The sequence below is a fragment of the Amycolatopsis sp. CFH S0740 genome (genome assembly GCF_004522315.1).
GTDB lineage: Bacteria > Actinomycetota > Actinomycetes > Mycobacteriales > Pseudonocardiaceae > Amycolatopsis > Amycolatopsis nivea.
In genome coordinates, this window is the sequence record NZ_SDLS01000017.1 from 134,947 (window position 1) to 152,456 (window position 17,510).

A 17,510-nucleotide genomic window follows, 5' to 3' on the forward strand; every position below is an offset into this window, starting at 1 on the left:
CGCAAGTGCGCCATGATGGAGCCGTGAACACCACGACGCGCCGGGGACGCCCGCGCAAGGGAGACGCCAGGCTGTCGCGGGAGGCGATCCTGACGGCCGCGCTGGAAGTGGTCGACGCCGACGGGGCGGCGGCGGTGAGCATGCGGACCGTCGCGCAGCGTCTCGGCGTGGACGCGAAGAGCCTCTACCACCACATCGACGGCAAAGAGGCCTTGCTCGACGCCGTCGCCGGACACGTACTGGGCGGGATCGACCTTCCGGAGCTCACCGGGCAGCCCGAAGCGGATCTCCGCGTGATCGCCCAGGCCTTCCGGAAAGCCACCCGCGCGCACCCGCAGGCCGCCGCGTTGGTCCTAACCAGACAGTTGCCGTCGATCGCCGCGCTCGCTCCGGTCGAGGCGGTGCTTTCGGTGCTGCGCAAGGCAGGTGCGTCACCGGAAGAGGCGGTGCACCTGCTGCGCTCGCTCCTGGCCGTCGTCGTCGGCTCGCTCCTGCGCGAGGCGGGCGCGGGACCGGCTTTCGGCGTCACCGACGAAGCCGGGATCGCCCACCGCCGCGCCGAATTGGAGCAGACCGAACTTCCCGCCGTGGTCGAATCCGCGCCGCATCTGGCGCGGTGCGATCACGAAGCGGAGTTCGCTTTCGCCGTCGACCTCGCGGTAGCCGCCACGATGCAGCGACTCGCTACTCCCCGCAGGTGATCTTCGGCTGCGGGTTGTAGCGGACCGACCGCGTGTGCCGCGAAACTTCCCGGCCCGACGAGGCGTCGCGCAGGATCCGGGTGTCGCTCGCGGTGAAACCGGGCGCGCCGTTGGACGCGTGGCAGCTCTCCGCCGGACCCGGTTTCGTCGGCGGCGGCGTCGGATTCGTGCGCTCGCCGGGGACCGATTCGACCGTGTACCGCTTGGTGCCCCACAGTTTCACGGTGATCGACGACGGCGTCCAGACGGTCTGGATCGCGACGCCGGTGTCCGAGTCGTTGGTGAATTTCAGGTCGATCACGCTGGCGCCGTTGGGGTTCTGGAACACCGTCGCCTCGCGCGCGGCCGGGTAGCGGCTGATGTAGTAGCTGTGTTCCTTGTGCCCGGCGTCCTTCATCCCGGAGAAGTACGCCGCGTTGTACAGCGTGGTGGCGAACTGCGAAATGCCGCCGCCGACCTCGCGGGCGGGCGCGCCGTTCTCGATCACGCCGGCCTCGACGTAGCCCTGCGGACGCCCGCGCGGACCGGTGAATCCGTTGAGGCTGAACGTTTCTCCCGGCTTCACGATCGCGCCGTTCACCTTCTCGGCGACTACCCGGATGTTCGTGCCGGAGTCGGCGGCGAACCCGCCGGTGGTGAACTCGCCGATGACTTCCTTGACGCCCAGCTTGTCCGCCTGCTCGGTGGTCACCTTCGCGGGCGTCTTCTTGTAGATCGCCTTGAGCTCGCGGCTGTCGGTCTGCTTCAGCGTGTTCGGCAGCGGCTTGAGGCTCTGCTCCCAGTCGACCGTGTTGCCGTCCGCGGACGGCTCGACGACCGGTTTCCCGCCGGAGAACGCGATGGCCGCGTCCTTGCCCTCCTGCTCGGTGGACTTCAGCTGCGGCGCGAGCGCGTCGGTGACCTTCTTCGGGTCGATCTGCGGGGCGAGGCCGCCGCCGTCGCCGGGCACGAACGTGAGCGCGCCGGCGATCTGCTCCGGCGTCAGCGTCGCGTCCGCGCCTTCGCCTTTGACGATGACCGGCGCGGACACCGCGGGCTTGGCGAATTCGGTGAGTGCGCGCTGAACGCCCTCGGCGGTGGTGCGCACCGGCGTCGGTGTGACCGGAAGCGTCAGTTCGCTGCCCGAAGCCCAGCCGCTCAGCACCTTCGCCCGCGCCGCCGCGACGTCCAGCTTCTGCCCGACCTGCGGCGGGACCGCGACCGGCGTGGTGCCGTCGAATCGGATCGTGCCCTCGGCGGGCGCCCGGTCGACACGGCCGCGCAGGTCCTCGAGCGCCGGGTCGAGCTTCGCCGCCTCGACGTGCGACACGACGCCCAGTTCCCGCGTGCTGAAGAACGACGCGAGCCGGGTGAAGGGGTTGATCGGCTGGTCGCCCGCCTGGTCGAGGGTGCCGCTCCAGTCGAGCCCCAGCCCGGCCTCGGTCGGCGACAGCTTGGTGTGCGCGTTGCCCGCGGTGACCGTGAGCGGCTGGGTGAGCCGGGGCTCGATCTTCCCGCGCAGCTCGCGTTCGGCGACCGGCCGCTCCAGCCCGCCGACGTCCACGCCGGCCACGACGACGCCGCGCGGCACCCGGCCCTGGCTGGTCAGCAGGTCGATGAGGTACGCGACGACCAGGACGCCGAGCACGCCGCCGCTGATCCAGCCGGCTTTGCGCAGGCCGCGCCTTCGCGGCGGGGACGGAGGTTCCTCCGGTGGTACGACCGGCAGGACCTCGGTCTGGTCACTGTCGGTTTCCGGCCAGCGCGGTTCGTACTGCACCTCACGACCCCTTCGATTCGCTGCGGTCAGGGGCACAGCGTACGGGCCGAGCCGGACATGCCGGACTACTGCCCCCAGGGGAACAAACCGGTCACCCAGCGTCGTGAGTGGCGATGCCGGTTAGAACCGGCGCCAGCACTCACGAGGGTCACCCAGCGTCCGGTTCCGGATTGGCGCCGGCGCGGGCGAGGAAGTCGAAGTCGCAGCCCTCGTCGGCCTGCGTGATGTGCTCCGCGTACAGCGCACCGTAACCCCGCTCGAACCGCGGCGCAGGGGCGGCCCACGAGGCGAGACGACGCTCCAGTTCGGCCTCGTCGACCTCCAGCTGCAACGTCCGCGCGGGCACGTCCAGGGTGATCAGGTCGCCGTCGCGGACCAGCGCGAGCGGCCCGCCGACGTGCGATTCCGGTGCCACGTGCAGCACGCACGCGCCGTAACTGGTGCCGCTCATCCGGGCGTCGGAGATCCGCACCATGTCCCGTACGCCTTGTTCCAGCAGGTGCGCCGGGATCGGCAGCATGCCGTATTCGGGCATGCCCGGACCGCCGAGCGGCCCGGATCCGCGCAGCACCAATACGGAATCGGCGGTGATGCCCAGTGCCGGGTCGTCGATGCGCTTCTTCAGGTCCTGGTAGTTGTCGAAAACCACTGCCGGACCGGTGTGGGTGAGCAGAGCGGGGTCGGCGGCGATGTGCTTGATCACTGCGCCGCCGGGCGCGAGGTTGCCGCGCAGCACGGCCACGCCGCCCTCGCTGGCGACCGGGTTGTCGCGCGGGCGGATCACGTCGTCGTTGTGCACGCGGGCGTCGGCGAGCGAGTCGGCGAGCGGACGTCCGGTGACGGTGACCCGGTCGAGGTGCAGCAGGTCGGTCAAGCGGGACAGCAGCCCGGGCAGGCCGCCCGCGTAGTAGAAGTCCTCCATCAGCCAATCACCGCCGGGCCGGATGTTCGCCAGCACCGGCACGCGGCGGGCGATCGCGTCGAAATCCTGCAGGGACAAGGAAATCCCGCTGCGGCCGGCCATCGCGATCAGGTGGATCACCGCGTTGGTCGACCCGCCGAGCGCCAGCACGGTGGTGATCGCGTCGGCGTACGCGCGCTCGTCAACGATCTTCGCGATCGTGAGGTCTTCCCACACCATGTCCACGATGCGCGCGCCGCTCGCCGCCGCCATCCGGTGGTGCGCGGAATCGACCGCCGGGATCGAGGCCGCGCCGGGCAGCGTCAGCCCGAGCACCTCGGCGGCGGACGTCATGGTCGACGCGGTCCCCATCGTCATGCAGTGGCCGGGGGAGCGGGCCAGGCCGCGTTCCAGTTCGGCCAGTTCGCGGTCGCCGATCGTGCCCGCGCGCCGTTCGTCCCAGTACTTCCACATGTCGGTGCCGCTGCCGAGCACCTCGCCGCGCCAGTTTCCGCGCAGCATCGGGCCCGCGGGCACGAAAATCGACGGCAGCCCGGCGCTCGCCGCGCCCATCAGCAGCGCCGGGGTGGTCTTGTCGCAGCCGCCCATCAGCACCGCGCCGTCGACCGGATACGACCGCAGCAGTTCCTCGGTCTCCATCGCCAGCAGATTCCGGTACAGCATCGGCGTCGGCTTCTGATACGTCTCCGACAGCGTCGCCACCGGGAACTCCAGCGGGAACCCGCCCGCCTGCCACACGCCGCGCTTGACCTGCTCCGCGCGTTCGCGCAGGTGCTGGTGGCACGGGTTGATGTCGCTCCAGGTGTTGAGGATGCCGATCACCGGCTTCCCGAGGTGTTCTTCGGGCTCGTAGCCGAGCTGCCGGGCGCGGGTGCGGTGGCTGAAGTTCCGCAGGTCGCCGCCGCCGAACCAGCGGTGGCTGCGCAGGTCCTCGGGTGCCTTCATTGCTGCGCGTCCTCTCGGTCGACGGATGGCATCTGATATATGATCGTACGTGTCGACGCTCGGAGACGCCCGCCTGGTTGAATGTGCGGGGACGAGCGCGAAAGCCAGGAGGGTCGGCATGCCGTCCACGTTCAGCCTCCCCGCCTCCCGCACCGAGGTGGTGCTGGAGGAGATCCGGCGCGGCATTCTCGCCCGCGAGCTGGTGCCCGGTCAGCAGCTGGTGGAGGCGGAGCTGGCCGCGCGGCTCGGGGTCTCGAAGACGCCGGTGCGCGAGGCGCTCAAGGTGCTGTCCAACACCGGGCTGGTCACGTTCAGCCCGTACAAGGGCGCGTCGGTGTGCGTGGTCGACGCGGAGCTGGCGCGCTCGGTCTACGACGTGCGGATGGTGCTGGAACCGGAAGCGCTGCGCCGCGCGGTGCGGGCGGCGGACCGGGAGTCGTTCGACGAGGCCGCGCAGATTCTCAAGGAAGCGTCGGCCGCGGATGCCGACCAGACCACGTTGAGCCTGCTCAACCGGCGGTTCCACCGCGCGCTGTACGCGGGCTGCGGCAACCCGCTGATGGTGTCGATGCTGGACGACCTGCGCGACCGCGCCGCGCTGATCACCGTGGTCGGCTGGGACGCGAATCCCAGTTGGCGCAAGGAATGGAACGAGCACAAGGCGGTGCTCGCCGCCGCGCGGAAGGGCGACGAGGACGGCGCGGCCGAGCTGCTGCGCGCGCACATCGCGGCGTTCCTCGACCACGTGCTCGAGGCGATCGGGGAGGAGTGACGGCGTGCGGTTGCTGCTCGTCGCGGACACCCACCTGCCGAAGCGGGCGAAGGAACTGCCCGCGCAGGTCTGGGACGAGGTCGCGAAGGCCGACGTCGTGGTGCACGCGGGCGACTGGGTCGACGTGGACACCCTCGACGCTCTTGAGACCCGCAGCGCGCGGCTGATCGGCGTGTACGGCAACAACGACGGTCCTGAACTGCGGAAACGTCTGCCCGAAGTGGCGAGGGAGACGCTGGAGGGCGTCCGGGTGGCGGTCGTCCACGAAACCGGCGACGCGAAGGGCCGGGCGGCTCGCTGCGACGCGTTGTATCCGGACGTCGACGTGCTGATCTTCGGGCACAGCCACATCCCGTGGGACACGGTGACGCCCGGCGGGCTGCGACTGCTCAACCCCGGCTCGCCCACCGACCGGCGGCGGCAGCCGTTCTGCACCTACCAGACCGCCGAGATCAAGAACGGCCGTCTCGGCGACGTCGAGTTGCACGAGCTGCCTCGGCGCGGCTGAGCGGGTAAAACAGGAGGCATGGACCCGGCCCGTGCGCTGCGCGACATCGCCTTCCAGCTCGAACGCGCCGGCGAACCGACTTACCGCGTGCGCGCCTTCCGTCAGGCCGCCGCTGTGGTCGACAGGCTCTCCGAAGACGAGCTGGCGTCGCGCGTCGGCGCGAAGACGCTTCAGGCATTGAAGGGGATCGGCAAAGCCACTGCTGGCGTCATCGAGGACGCGTGGCACGACCGTACGCCCACGTACGCGACGAAGCTGCCCGAAAGCATGCTGCCGGACGGCGGTGCGCTGCGTACGGCGCTTCGCGGCGACTGTCACACGCACTCCGACTGGTCCGACGGCGGCAGCCCGATCCTCGAGATGGCCGAGACGGCACGCGACCTGGGGCACGAGTGGATCGTGCTCACCGACCATTCGCCGCGGCTCACCGTCGCGCGCGGTCTGTCTCCGGAACGGCTGCGGGCGCAGATGGACGAGGTCGCGCGAGTGAACGAGCAACTGGCGCCGTTTCGCCTGCTGCACGGCATCGAGGTCGACATCCTCGACGACGGCGCGCTCGACCAGACCGAGGAGCTGCTGGACCGGCTCGACTTCGTGGTGGCGAGCGTGCACTCGAAACTGCGGATGCCCGCGCGGGAGATGACGCCGCGGATGCTGGCCGCCGTCGAGAACCCGCACGTCCGCGTGCTGGGGCACTGCACCGGACGGCTGGTCGGCGGGCGCAGCAGGCCGGAGTCGCAGTTCAACTCGGAGAAGGTCTTCACCGCGTGCCGGGAGAACGGCGTGGCGGTGGAGATCAACTCGCGGCCGGACCGGCTCGACCCGCCGATGCGGTTGCTGCGCCAGGCCGTCGAGCTGGGCTGCGAGTTCGCGATCGACAGCGACGCGCACGCGCCCGGCCAGCTCGATTGGCAGGCTTACGGCTGCGAGCGCGCGGAAAAGGCGGGCATCGGACCGGACCGGGTCGTCAACACGCGGACGGCCGATCAGTTACTGCGATGACCGCGCGGGATCGAGCCAGCGCAGCACCGCGATCAGGTCGTCTTGCGCGAGAGCGACACAGCCCGCGGTCGGCCCGCCGGTGGACACGTGCAGAAAGAACGCCGAACCGGCCTTCGCGCGCAACGCCGATTCCTTGCGCGCCGACGTCCGCTGGGTACGGGCCGAGCTCCCGTACCCAGCGGTCGCCGTCGCGGTCCCACGCGGAGGCGGAGTGCGAGAACCTGCTGCGGGCTCAGTTGATCTCGTACGGGTCGCCGTAGACCTTCCACTTCAGCGGCGTGTGCAGATCGAGGTTGCCGTCGTTGAGGAACACCAGCTGCTCGGTGTCGACGCGGGAGGTGTCCGCATGCGCTTCCTCCTTCTTCATGACCACCTTGCGCGCGTCGAGGAACGCCTTGAGGTAGGCGGTTTCGTCGCCGCCCTGGGACGGCGGCTTCGCCTGCGACAGCGCGGCGTCGCGGATGCCGCCGAAGCTGTCGGTGCTCGTGCCGGGGCCGTGCATCACGATGGCGTCGTAGTAGATGAACTGGCCGAGCGCGCCGAGACCGTCGGACTTGCCTTGGTTCACCGCCGGGTCGAAGTACACGCGGTCGCGCTCGCTGTTCTGCGCGGCCTGGAATTCCTCGGTGCCTGCGGCTTGCTTCCACGCGCTTTCGAAGGCCGAGCCGAGACCCTCGTGCGAATCGGAGCCGTTGACCTTTTCCAGCGCGGGCAGGAACTTCGCCAGCGGGTTGTCCGGCACGGACTTGGTGTAGGCCTGCACGAGTTCGAGCATGTCGCCGGTGCCCGAGCAGAACCCGATGATGCCCGCGGTGTACCCGCGTCCGTCGCCGATGTCCTCGATGTAGGAGTACTGCTTCTTCCAGTCGAGCGACGAGTTTTCCGCGCTCGACACCAGCTGCATCGCGATCTCTTTTTTCTCCGGGGACGCGAGGTCGCTGCCCGAGCCGAGCACCGAGGACGCCGAAGCGGCGAGCGGGGCGGGCACGGCGGCGGCCGAGAGAGCGGGAGTGCTGAGGACTAGAGCGAGGGCCGAGGCAGCCGTGAGACCGGCGGCCAGCGCGGGCCGCATCGTCTTGCGCATGGGGGGAATCCCTTTCCGCGGTACGTGGGCAAGGCGGCCGGACCGGCGAATGAACCGGTTCCGGGTACTGCTGCGGCGTAGCGCCACGATAACCGAGCGTGAAGCGGCGAGGCAAGGGATACGAAAATTTTTCACGGATGTGAACATCTATGGTCCACTGTGGACGATGCAGGTTGCCTGAAGCAGACCGGAAAATGACCGGGGCCACGGGATCCGGCAGTCATCTGTCTACTGTGGACTCGCGGTCGAGCTCCCGGCGAACCTTAAAGACATGGTAAACTCGCCCCGAGATGACGACTGCTGCCGCCGCTCCCGCGCCGCGGCACCGGTCCATCCTCGTGCTGCTGCTCGCCGCGCTGCTCCTGCTCGGCGTAGCGGTCCCCGGGCCAGGACCGGCGGGCCCGCGTCCGCACGACGCCGAACCCGCCCTGGTCCAGGAACAGGGCCCGCATCTCGTCGCCGCGCATCCGCTGCCGCTCGCCGACGCTCCCGGCGAGATCCGCCTCGCCCGGCCGGATTGGTGCACCGTCCCGTTTTCCGCCGCACCGCCGGTTGAGCTGGACCGCGCGCCCGCAGCCGCCGCGGCACGCGCTCCTCCGGATTGCTGAGTACTCGTTTCCCACCTGTACCCGGCTCTCAAGAGGATTTCATGAGCAACGGTCATGCTTTGCTGGCCGTCGGCGGCGCGTTTCTCGCCGCCGGCGCCCTCGCCCGCGTCGGCGCCCGGATCGGGCTGCCCACGATTCCCCTGTTCATGCTGGCCGGTTTCGTCTTCGGCCCGCACACTCCCGGACTGTCCCTTGTGGACGATCCGGCCGAGTTCGGCGTACTGGCCGGGCTCGGTCTCGTGTTCCTGCTCTTCTATCTGGGACTGGAGTTCTCGCTCGACGACCTCGCCCGCGGCGGCGCCAGACTCGCCGGCGCGGGGGTGGCCTACCTCGTGCTGAACATCGGCGGCGGGCTCGCGTTCGGCTTCGTGCTCGGCTGGGGCACGCGCGAGGCGCTGGTGATCGCGGGCGCGATCGGGATCTCGTCGTCGGCCATCGTCACCAAACTGCTCCTGGAAACCCGGCGGATGAACAACCGGGAATCCCGCCTCATCATGGGCATCGTCGTGCTCGAAGACCTGTTCCTCGCGCTGTACCTGGCGTTGCTGCAGCCGGTGCTCAGCGGTGCGGACGGCTTCGGCGCGGCGCTCGCCGACTTCGGCAAGGCGTTCGGCTTCCTGCTCGTGCTCGCCGCACTGGCGCGCTGGGGCGGGCGGCTCGTGTCGCGGCTCTTCGGTTCGGCGGACGACGAACTGCTCACCGTCTGCTTCGTCGGCGTGGCCGTGCTCGGTGCCGCGGTGGCCGAGGAGGTGGGCGTGTCCGACGCGATCGGCGCGTTCATGGTCGGCATGATGCTCGGCAACTCCCAGGTCGCGCCGCGGGTGCACAAGCTGGTGCTGCCGCTGCGGGACGCGTTCGGAGCGTTGTTCTTCTTCATCTTCGGGCTGTCGATCGACCCGGGCGCGGTCGGCACGGTCGTCCTCCCGGTGCTCGCCGCGGTCGCCCTGACGCTGGTGCTGAATCTCGCCGCCGGCGCGTTCGCCGCCCGGCTGCACGGCTTCGATCGGCAGGAGGGCGTGAACATCGGCCTGACCGTGCTCACCCGGGGCGAGTTCTCGCTCGTCTTGGCGACGATGGCGACCGCTGCTGGGCTGGATTCGCGGGTGGCCCCGTTTGTCGCCGGGTACGTGCTGCTCCTGGCCGTGATCGGCCCGCTCGCGGTGCTCCGCTCGGACCGGCTGACCTGGCTGCTTCCGGCCAAGCTCGTGCGGCCGCGTCCGGCCCCGGTGCCGTGAGCCGGGGACGCCGGGCTGTCGCTCGCGGCATATTCGGAAGCCACGACGGTCACGCACGGCTATCCTTGGCCCAAGTATGTCCACTCCAGCCCCCTACGCAGAGCTGCGCGCCCAGCTGCCCGAATTGATGCTGCGCGACGAGCACCGGCTGCGCCGTCGTCTCGACGGCGCGCGCCGGTCTCGCGACAAGCAGCAGACGGCCGAGCGCATCGCCGCCGATGTCGAAACGGCGCTGCTGCGCGTGCAGCAGCGCCGCGAAAGCGTGCCGAAGATCGAGTACCCCGCCGAGCTGCCGGTCAGCAGGCTCAAGGACGAGATCGGCGACGCGATCCGCGACCACCAGGTGGTGATCGTCGCGGGGGAGACCGGGTCGGGCAAGACCACGCAGCTGCCGAAGATCTGCCTCGAGCTGGGCCGCGGCGTGCGCGGGCAGATCGGGCACACCCAGCCGCGCCGGCTGGCCGCGCGCACGGTCGCCGACCGCATCGCCAGCGAGCTGAAGACCGAACTGGGCGACACCGTCGGCTACAAGGTCCGGTTCACCGACCAGTCCGGCCAGGACACCCTGGTCAAGCTGATGACCGACGGCATCCTGCTGGCCGAGATCCAGACCGACCGGATGCTGCGCCAGTACGACACGCTGATCATCGACGAGGCGCACGAGCGCAGCCTCAACATCGACTTCATCCTCGGCTACCTCAAGCAGCTGCTGCCGCGCCGTCCCGACCTGAAGGTGATCATCACCTCGGCGACCATCGACCCGGAGCGGTTCTCGCGGCACTTCGACGACGCGCCGATCGTCGAGGTCTCCGGCCGGACCTACCCGGTCGAGGTGCGCTACCGGCCGCTCGTGGACCCGGACGATCCCGAGGGCGACCCGGACCGCGACCAGACGCAGGCGATCGCCGAGGCGGTCCAGGAGCTGTCCGGCGAAGGCCCCGGCGACATCCTCGTCTTCCTCTCCGGGGAACGCGAGATCCGCGACACCGCGGACGTGCTGAACCGGCTGGAGCTGCGGAACACCGAGGTGCTGCCGCTGTACGCGCGGCTGTCCGCGGCTGATCAGCACCGCGTGTTCCAGCGGCACACCGGACGGCGGATCGTGCTGGCCACGAACGTCGCCGAGACGTCGCTGACCGTGCCGGGGATCAAGTACGTGATCGACCCGGGCACCGCGCGCATCTCGCGCTACAGCCACCGGACGAAGGTGCAGCGGCTGCCGATCGAGGCGGTTTCGCAGGCGTCGGCGAACCAGCGCAAGGGCCGGTGCGGGCGTACCTCGGACGGCATCTGCATCCGGCTGTACTCCGAGGAAGACTTCGAGTCCCGGCCGGAGTTCACCGATCCGGAGATCCTGCGGACGAACCTCGCGTCGGTCATCCTGCAGATGACGTCGCTCGGCCTCGGCGACATGAACGCGTTCCCGTTCGTCGAACCGCCGGACCGCCGCCAGGTCACCGACGGCGTCCAGCTGCTGCAGGAGCTCGGCGCGTTCGAGACCGGCGATTCCTCGAAGCTCACCGAGGTCGGCCGCAAGCTCGCGCTGCTGCCGGTGGACCCGCGGATGGGCCGGATGGTGCTGGAGGCGGCGCGGAACGGCTGCGTGCGCGAGGTCATGATCATCGCCGCCGCACTGTCCATTCAGGACCCGCGCGAACGGCCCGCGGAGAAGCAGCAGGCCGCCGACGCGCAGCACGCCCGGTTCGCCGATCCGACCTCGGACTTCCTCTCCTACCTCAAGCTGTGGGAGTACGTCAGCGAACAGCAGAAGACGCTGACCGGCAACCAGTTCCGCCGGATGTGCCGCACCGAGTACCTGAACTACCTGCGGATCCGCGAGTGGCAGGACATCTTCGGCCAGCTGCGCCAGCTCGCCAAGCCGCTCGGCATCACGCTCAGCACCACGCCCGCCGAACCGCAGCACGTGCACACGGCGCTGATTTCCGGGCTGCTGTCGCACATCGGGCTCAAGGACCCGGCGAAGGGCGACTACCTCGGCGCGCGCGGGGCCCGGTTCTCGGTGTTCCCGGGTTCGGCGCTGTTCAAGAAGCAGCCGCGCTGGGTGATGTCGGCGGAGCTGGTGGAGACGTCGCGGCTGTGGGGCCGGGTCAACGCGCGGATCGAGCCGGACTGGGTCGAACCGCTCGCGCAGCACGTCGTGAAGCGTTCGTATTCGGAGCCGCACTGGGAGCGCAAACAGGGCGCGGTGATGGCGACCGAGAAGGTGACGCTGTACGGCGTGCCGCTCGTCGCCGACCGGCGCGTGAACTACGGCCGGATCGACCCGGAGATCTCGCGCGCGATGTTCATCCGGCACGCGCTGGTCGAGGGCGACTGGCACACGAACCACCGGTTCTTCGCCGAGAACCGGGCGCTGCTGGACGAGGTCGAGGACCTGGAGAACCGCGCCCGGCGGCGCGACATCCTGGTGGACGACCAGACGCTGTACGAGTTCTACGACGCGCGAGTGCCCGAGGACATCGTGTCCGTGCGGCATTTCGACAGCTGGTGGAAGAAGGCGCGGCGGAACGAGCCGGACCTGCTGTCGTTCGAGAAGTCCATGCTCATCAACGAGGTCGCGGGCGCGGTCCGCGAATCGGACTACCCGGACTCGTGGACGCAGGGCACGCACGTTTTCAAGCTGACCTACCAGTTCGAGCCCGGCGCGGACGCCGACGGCGTGACCGTGCACATCCCGCTGCCGGTGCTGAACCAGGTGACGCCGGACGGGTTCGACTGGCAGGTGCCCGGCCTGCGCGGCGAACTGGCGACGCAGCTGATCAAATCGCTGCCGAAAGCGTTGCGGCGCAACTTCGTCCCGGCTCCGGACACGGCCGCCGACGCGTTGACGCGAATGTCCCCTTCGGACGGTCCGCTGCTCGACATCCTCGGCGACGAACTGCACGCGATGCGCGGCATTGACATCCCCCACACGGCGTGGGATCTCTCGACGGTGCCGGACCACCTCCGGATCACCTTCCGCGTGGTGGACGAGCGCGGCAAGCGGGTGGCCGAGGGCAAGGACCTGGACGAGCTGAAGCGCCGTCTCGCTCCGCGCGTGCGGGAGACGATTTCCAAGGCCGCCAACAGTATCGAGAAGGCAGGCTTGGTGCAGCCGTCGTTTGGTGAGCTGCCGAAGGTGTTCGCCTCCACCCGGCGCGGCCACGACGTGAAGGCGTACCCGGCGCTGGTGGACGAGGGCGCGTCGGTGGCCGTGCGGCTGCTGGACACGCCCGCTGAACAGCAACACGCGATGTGGTCCGGCACGCGGCGGATGCTGCGGCTGAACCTGAACTCGCCGATGAAGTTCATTACGCGGTCGCTGTCGAACTCCTCGAAGCTCGTGCTGAACCGCAACCCGCACGGCAGCGTCGCGGGCCTGCTGGAGGACTGCGTCGACTGCGCGGTCGACGCGCTGATGGCCGCGGCGGGCGGCCCGGTCTGGGACGAGGCGGGTTTCGCGGCGCTGCTGGAAAAGGTGCGCGCGGGGTTGAACCCGAAGGTGCTGGAAGTGCTGACGGAGGTCGAGCGGATCCTGCGCGCGGCCATCGACGTGGAGACTCGTCTCGCGGACACTCGCGGCCCGGCCGAATCGCTGGCGGACATCCGCGGTCAGCTGGACGGTTTGGTGCACGCGGGCTTCGTGACGGAGACCGGCGCCGCGCGGCTGCCCAACGTGGTCCGGTACCTGCGCGGCATCGAGCGGCGGCTGGAGAAGCTGCCGCTTGAGCAGACGCGCGACCTGCAGCGGATGGCGGACGTCGCCTGGATCACGAAGGAGTACGAGGACGCGATGGCCACGTTGCCGCCGGGGACGTCGTCGCCCGCCCTGGCGGAGGTGCGGTGGATGATCGAGGAACTGCGGGTGAGCTTCTTCGCGCAGACACTGGGGACGGCGCATCCGGTGTCGTTGAAGCGGATCACGAAGGCGTTGGACGAGGCGCTGGCGTAGCCGTCACTTCACCAGGAGCGTGATGGTGGCGGCACCGGCGGAAACCGTTCCGGCGACGGCGGAAAGCGAGGCTGCCACTCCCTTCACGTTGCCGAGCATCCTTCCGAGGGCTTTCGCTGGTGCTTGCGCCTTGAACGCCATTTTGAGCTTCTGCCATTTGTGCTGCCGGATGTGGCAGCCGAGCAGGATGCCGTTGGCGTTGTTGCGGCAGAACTCGTTCTTCCTGGTGTTCGCGACGCCCGGCCCGATCGACGGGATCGCCCACAGGGCGATGACCGCGATGAAGGCAAGAAAGCTCCAGAAGCTGCCAAGTGTGCGTTGTGTTTTTCTCCCTGCCATGGCGCACGACGGTACTGATCATTTCCGATCCGCGGATAGCGCCTTTGCGGTGGAATGTCCCGCAGCGAGTGCGACCGACGGAAACCCCGCGTCCCCCGAACGGATTTCCCGGGTGCCGCCATGTGGTTGCTGGGAAACATGAGTCAGCTGATCACTTCGCCTCCGCGTAATTGTCCACCGATTTCGCTTCCATGGGAAATCGCACCGGGCACGCCTCGCCGAAGACCAGCCGGGCCGCTTCCTGGATCGCTGTCTCCACGATTTCCGCGACCTCATCAGCCAGCTCCGCAGGGGCATGCACGATCACCTCGTCGTGCAGGAAGAACACCAGATGCGCCGGTTCGGGCAGCCGACCGCGCAAGGTAGCCAGCAGGACCGCCGTCAGGTCAGCCGCACTCGCCTGCACCACGAAATTCCGCGTGAACCGGCCCCAACTCCGCGACGCCCGCCGCGCGCGGGTTTCTGTTGCCTCGTCTTCGGTGAGCCCGCCGGTCAAGGCGCGCCAAGCAGCAGACGGGGCCGGAGAAGTGCGGCCCAGCCGCGACCGGACCCGTTCGCCCCGTTCGCCCGCCGCGGCGGCGTGCTCCACATAGGACACTGCGTCCGGGAAACGCTGGCGCAGCAACGCGAGCAGGGGACCGGCCTCGCCGGAGGTGCCGCCGTACATCGCGGAGAGCATGGCGATTTTCGCGCGGGAACGGTCGTCTCGCGTGTCTCCGGGGCGGAGCGGGACGTAGCGGGTGCCGGAGAACAACGCTTCCGCCAGCCGGGCATACAGATCGGTGGCCGCGGCGACTTCGGCCAGGCGGCGGTCGCCGGACAGCGCGGTGAGGACGCGCGGCTCCAGTTGCGCCCCGTCGGCGACGACGAGTTTCCAGCCGGGATCCGCGGATGCGCACGAGCGCAGCGCGCGCGGGATCTGCAGCGCCCCGCCGCCCCGGGTGGCCCAGCGGCCGGACACCACGCCGCCGACCACGTAATGCGGCCGGAAGCGTCCGTCGGCTACCCATTCGTCCAGCCACGCCCAGCCGTTGGCCGAGTGCAGCCGCGACAGCTCCTTGTACTCCAGCAGCGGCGCGACCGCGGGATGGTCGATGTCCTGCAGCAGGTACTTCCGCGCCGCCGGGATTTCGATGCCCTCCCTGGCCAGCGCGCGGACGACGCTGGCCGAGGAATCGGGATTGACCGGCCGCCCGCCCAGCGCCGCGGAGATTTTCGCGGCGAGCTCGACCAAGACTTTCGGGCGTTGACCAGCGGGTACGCGCGGGCCGAGGCGTTCTTCCAGCAGCTGCAGGTGCCGGTCGGCGCGCCAGGGCAGCCCGGCGGCCGAGATCTCCGCGGCAGCCAGTGCGCTGGCGGATTCGGCCGCGAGCAGCAGCCGCATCCGCGCGGGGGCCTCGGTGGCGGCGACGCGTTTCTCCTGTTCGGCCAGCACTCGCCGGGCCGCCGCGGCGACGGTGACTCCCGGGGGCAGTCCGGGGCCGCGCGGGGAGAACAGCGTGGGTTGCGCGTCCTCGCCGAAGGCCGGGCCGTCGTCGGGCGGTTCCTCCCCGTTCGCCCGGGCCCACGCTGCCCGCAAACTGCGCGATTCGCCCTCCCGGCCCTCGTAGGCGAGCAGCAGCCCTTCGGCGAGCGACAGGTCGTGGCAGCGACCCAGCCGCACCCCCGCCTTGATCAGCGTGGGATAGATCTCCTCGGCCGAGGGCAGCACCCAGCGCGGGCTCTCGGCCGCCTCCAGCCGGCGGACCTCGTCGGCCCAGTCGGCGCGCGAAAGCCCGCGGAGGGTCCCCGCGGGGCCCTCGATCGTGTAGCCGGAGTCCTCCTCCCGGCCGGTGATCACCTGCACCGTCCCATTGTGCGGACCAGCACCGACAATTTCTGCGCACCGGCTCTCGAAGCACCTCACGGACGGTCCGCGACCGGCGTGGGAGATTTCCTCCCCGGCCGGGCACTGGTGCGCGGACGGGCCTTGCTTTACTGTCGAGTAACTCCCATACCGGCGGTACGGAGACCGTCGGCGTGGGCGCTCCCGCCGCAGCAATGGAGGTGCCCGGATGAGTGTGGCCGAGCTGGCCGGCCAGGTGGCAGGCAAGCTGACCGAGACCGTGCGCAGCGTCGAGGTGATGCGCCGCGCCGGCCTGGTGCCGTTTCCCCGGCTCGACGAGGGCCTGCGTTCCCTCGTCGCGATCCGCAAGTACGGCCCGTTCGCCGGCGCGAACCACATCGCCGCGCGGCGCGATTCGACGGCCGTCGGGATCGTCGACGACCTCGGCCCGCTCACCTTCAAGCAGCTCGACGACCAGTCCAACGCGCTCGCCCGCGCCTGGTCGCAGCGCGGGCTCGGCCCCGGTTCGGTGATCGCCGCGCTGTGCCGCGACCACCGCGGGCTCGTGCTCACGATGGCCGCCTCGGGCAAGCTCGGCGCGCGGCTGCTGCTGATGAACACCGGGTTCGCCAAACCGCAGTTCGCCGACGTCGCCCAGCGCGAGGGCGTCACCGCGCTCGTCTACGACCAGGAGTTCACCGGCCTGCTCGACGCGATCGACGAGAACGTCGACCGGTACCTGGCCTGGGTGGACGAACCGGGCGGGCACGAGATCCCGGTGCTCGCCGAGATCGTCGCCAGCACCGACGACCGCCCGCTGCCCGCGCCCGTCAAACCCGGCGGCTTCGTGCTGCTCACCAGCGGCACCACCGGCACCCCGAAGGGCGCGCCGCGACCGCACACGTCCGCGCTGGCGTCGGCGCAGTTCCTGGACCGCATCCCGCTGCGCTCCGGCGAAGCGACCTTCATGGGCGCGCCGCTGTTCCACGGCACCGGGCTGTCGCAGTTCATCCTCAGCTTCGCGCTCGGCTGCACGGTGGTGATGCGCCGGAAGTTCGACCCGGAAGCCACGCTGAAGGGCGTCGCCACACACCGGTGCACCGCGCTCGTTCTGGTGCCGACGATGCTGCAGCGGATCGTCGACCTGCCGAAGGAGGTCCGCGACCGGTACGACACGTCGTGCCTGCGGATCATCTTCGTCGCCGGGTCCGCGCTGTCGCCGGATCTCGGCAACCGGGCGAACGAGGAATTCGGCGACGTCGTGCACAACCTGTACGGCTCCACGGAAGTCGCGGTGGCGACGGTCGCGACGCCGGAGGACTGGAAACGCGCACCCGGCACAGTCGGCCGCGCGCCGGTCGGCTGTCGCGTCGCGCTCTACGACGAACATGGCACCAAGATCACCGAGCCGCACGTGACCGGGCGGGTGTTCGTCGGCAGTGGGCTCAGCTTCGGCGGCTACACCGACGGCCGCAACAAGGAAATCATCGACGGCCTGCTCTCGAGCGGCGACGTCGGCCACTTCGACGAGGACGGCCTCCTGTTCATCGACGGCCGCGACGACGAAATGATCGTCTCCGGCGGCGAAAACGTGTTCCCGATCGAGGTGGAGAACCTCTTGGTGGAGCGCGAAGACGTCCTCGAGGCGGCGGTGATCGGCGTCGAGGACCCGGACTTCGGCGAGCGGCTCAAGGCGTTCGTGGTGCGCACCGAGGGCTCGACCCTCGACGAGGACGGCGTGCGCGAGTACGTGAAGGCGAACCTGGCGCGCTACAAGGTGCCGCGGGACGTGGAGTTCCTGGACGAATTGCCGCGCAACGCGACCGGGAAGGTGTTGCGGACCAAGCTGAGCTGAGCG

14 protein-coding genes are annotated in these 17,510 nt (G+C 69.9%); 8 read left to right on the forward strand and 6 right to left on the reverse strand.

The window, feature by feature from the left end; translation table 11 throughout:
* Positions 1 to 23: 23 nt before the first annotated feature.
* Positions 24 to 701: a TetR/AcrR family transcriptional regulator C-terminal domain-containing protein gene (locus EIZ45_RS26900; RefSeq protein ID WP_134662521.1), complete on the forward strand. Its 678-nt coding sequence runs from the start codon at positions 24 to 26 to the stop codon at positions 699 to 701.
* Here EIZ45_RS26900 and EIZ45_RS26905 read toward each other — a convergent pair.
* Both EIZ45_RS26905 and araD read right to left on the reverse strand, forming a co-directional pair.
* Positions 685 to 2,460: a VanW family protein gene (locus EIZ45_RS26905; RefSeq protein WP_134662520.1), complete on the reverse strand. Its 1,776-nt coding sequence runs from the start codon at positions 2,458 to 2,460 to the stop codon at positions 685 to 687. The genes EIZ45_RS26900 and EIZ45_RS26905 overlap by 17 nt on opposite strands.
* Before the next feature lie 148 nt (positions 2,461 to 2,608).
* Complete coding sequence (araD, locus tag EIZ45_RS26910) at positions 2,609 to 4,327, reverse strand: L-arabinonate dehydratase (protein ID WP_134662519.1); 1,719 nt, start codon at positions 4,325 to 4,327, stop codon at positions 2,609 to 2,611.
* 118 nt (positions 4,328 to 4,445) lie between these two features.
* On the opposite strand from araD, the gene EIZ45_RS26915 reads away from it, so the two are divergent.
* The 3 genes from EIZ45_RS26915 to EIZ45_RS26925 are packed head-to-tail and all read left to right on the forward strand — an operon-like array spanning position 4,446 to position 6,609.
* Entirely contained in the window at positions 4,446 to 5,099 is a 654-nt protein-coding gene (locus EIZ45_RS26915) for a GntR family transcriptional regulator (RefSeq protein ID WP_037817500.1), read from the forward strand.
* A gap of 4 nt (positions 5,100 to 5,103) precedes the next feature.
* Complete coding sequence (locus tag EIZ45_RS26920; RefSeq protein ID WP_134662518.1) at positions 5,104 to 5,607, forward strand: metallophosphoesterase; 504 nt, start codon at positions 5,104 to 5,106, stop codon at positions 5,605 to 5,607.
* A gap of 18 nt (positions 5,608 to 5,625) precedes the next feature.
* Complete coding sequence (locus EIZ45_RS26925) at positions 5,626 to 6,609, forward strand: PHP domain-containing protein (RefSeq protein ID WP_134662517.1); 984 nt, start codon at positions 5,626 to 5,628, stop codon at positions 6,607 to 6,609.
* On the opposite strand, the gene EIZ45_RS47420 is transcribed toward EIZ45_RS26925, so the two are convergent.
* Both EIZ45_RS47420 and EIZ45_RS26935 read right to left on the reverse strand, forming a co-directional pair.
* Positions 6,598 to 6,732 carry a hypothetical protein gene (locus tag EIZ45_RS47420; RefSeq protein ID WP_255443417.1) on the reverse strand — a complete coding sequence of 45 codons (135 nt, stop codon included), beginning with the start codon at positions 6,730 to 6,732 and terminating at the stop codon, positions 6,598 to 6,600. The genes EIZ45_RS26925 and EIZ45_RS47420 overlap by 12 nt on opposite strands.
* 109 nt (positions 6,733 to 6,841) lie before the next feature.
* Complete coding sequence (locus EIZ45_RS26935; RefSeq protein WP_134662516.1) at positions 6,842 to 7,693, reverse strand: chitosanase; 852 nt, start codon at positions 7,691 to 7,693, stop codon at positions 6,842 to 6,844.
* A gap of 290 nt (positions 7,694 to 7,983) precedes the next feature.
* On the opposite strand from EIZ45_RS26935, the gene EIZ45_RS26940 reads away from it, so the two are divergent.
* The 3 genes from EIZ45_RS26940 to hrpA all read left to right on the forward strand — a co-directional run bounded on the left by EIZ45_RS26940 (position 7,984) and on the right by hrpA (position 13,488).
* A complete protein-coding gene (locus tag EIZ45_RS26940) occupies positions 7,984 to 8,301 on the forward strand; it encodes a hypothetical protein (RefSeq protein ID WP_134662515.1) in 318 nt (105 codons plus the stop codon).
* Between the two features lie 41 nt (positions 8,302 to 8,342).
* The gene (locus EIZ45_RS26945) at positions 8,343 to 9,536 is read left to right on the forward strand and encodes a cation:proton antiporter (RefSeq protein ID WP_134662514.1); all 1,194 of its coding nucleotides are present in this window, start codon (positions 8,343 to 8,345) and stop codon (positions 9,534 to 9,536) included.
* A 76-nt stretch (positions 9,537 to 9,612) separates the two neighbouring features.
* Positions 9,613 to 13,488 carry an ATP-dependent RNA helicase HrpA gene (gene hrpA / locus EIZ45_RS26950; protein ID WP_134662513.1) on the forward strand — a complete coding sequence of 1,292 codons (3,876 nt, stop codon included), beginning with the start codon at positions 9,613 to 9,615 and terminating at the stop codon, positions 13,486 to 13,488.
* A 3-nt stretch (positions 13,489 to 13,491) separates the two neighbouring features.
* Here hrpA and EIZ45_RS26955 read toward each other — a convergent pair whose 3' ends face one another.
* Positions 13,492 to 13,827 carry a hypothetical protein gene (locus EIZ45_RS26955; protein ID WP_134662512.1) on the reverse strand — a complete coding sequence of 112 codons (336 nt, stop codon included), beginning with the start codon at positions 13,825 to 13,827 and terminating at the stop codon, positions 13,492 to 13,494.
* Positions 13,828 to 13,978: 151 nt separating this feature from the next.
* The gene (locus tag EIZ45_RS26960; protein WP_134662511.1) at positions 13,979 to 15,673 is read right to left on the reverse strand and encodes a bifunctional 3'-5' exonuclease/DNA polymerase; all 1,695 of its coding nucleotides are present in this window, start codon (positions 15,671 to 15,673) and stop codon (positions 13,979 to 13,981) included.
* Between the two features lie 208 nt (positions 15,674 to 15,881).
* On the opposite strand from EIZ45_RS26960, the gene EIZ45_RS26965 reads away from it, so the two are divergent.
* Positions 15,882 to 17,507, forward strand: a complete 1,626-nt coding sequence (locus EIZ45_RS26965) for an acyl-CoA synthetase (protein ID WP_134662510.1) — start codon at positions 15,882 to 15,884, stop codon at positions 17,505 to 17,507.
* Positions 17,508 to 17,510: the final 3 nt, after the last annotated feature.

What these genes read in the sequence shown, in the direction of transcription:
- araD (WP_134662519.1), bottom strand. Translation starts at nt 4,327, where the DNA reads ATGAAGGCACCCGAGGACCTGCGCAGCCACCGCTGGTTCGGCGGCGGC.
- EIZ45_RS26915 (WP_037817500.1), top strand. Translation starts at nt 4,446, where the DNA reads ATGCCGTCCACGTTCAGCCTCCCCGCCTCCCGCACCGAGGTGGTGCTG.
- EIZ45_RS26925 (WP_134662517.1), top strand. Translation starts at nt 5,626, where the DNA reads ATGGACCCGGCCCGTGCGCTGCGCGACATCGCCTTCCAGCTCGAACGC.
- EIZ45_RS26935 (WP_134662516.1), bottom strand. Translation starts at nt 7,693, where the DNA reads ATGCGCAAGACGATGCGGCCCGCGCTGGCCGCCGGTCTCACGGCTGCC.
- EIZ45_RS26940 (WP_134662515.1), top strand. Translation starts at nt 7,984, where the DNA reads ATGACGACTGCTGCCGCCGCTCCCGCGCCGCGGCACCGGTCCATCCTC.
- EIZ45_RS26945 (WP_134662514.1), top strand. Translation starts at nt 8,343, where the DNA reads ATGAGCAACGGTCATGCTTTGCTGGCCGTCGGCGGCGCGTTTCTCGCC.
- hrpA (WP_134662513.1), top strand. Translation starts at nt 9,613, where the DNA reads ATGTCCACTCCAGCCCCCTACGCAGAGCTGCGCGCCCAGCTGCCCGAA.
- EIZ45_RS26955 (WP_134662512.1), bottom strand. Translation starts at nt 13,827, where the DNA reads ATGGCAGGGAGAAAAACACAACGCACACTTGGCAGCTTCTGGAGCTTT.
- EIZ45_RS26965 (WP_134662510.1), top strand. Translation starts at nt 15,882, where the DNA reads ATGAGTGTGGCCGAGCTGGCCGGCCAGGTGGCAGGCAAGCTGACCGAG.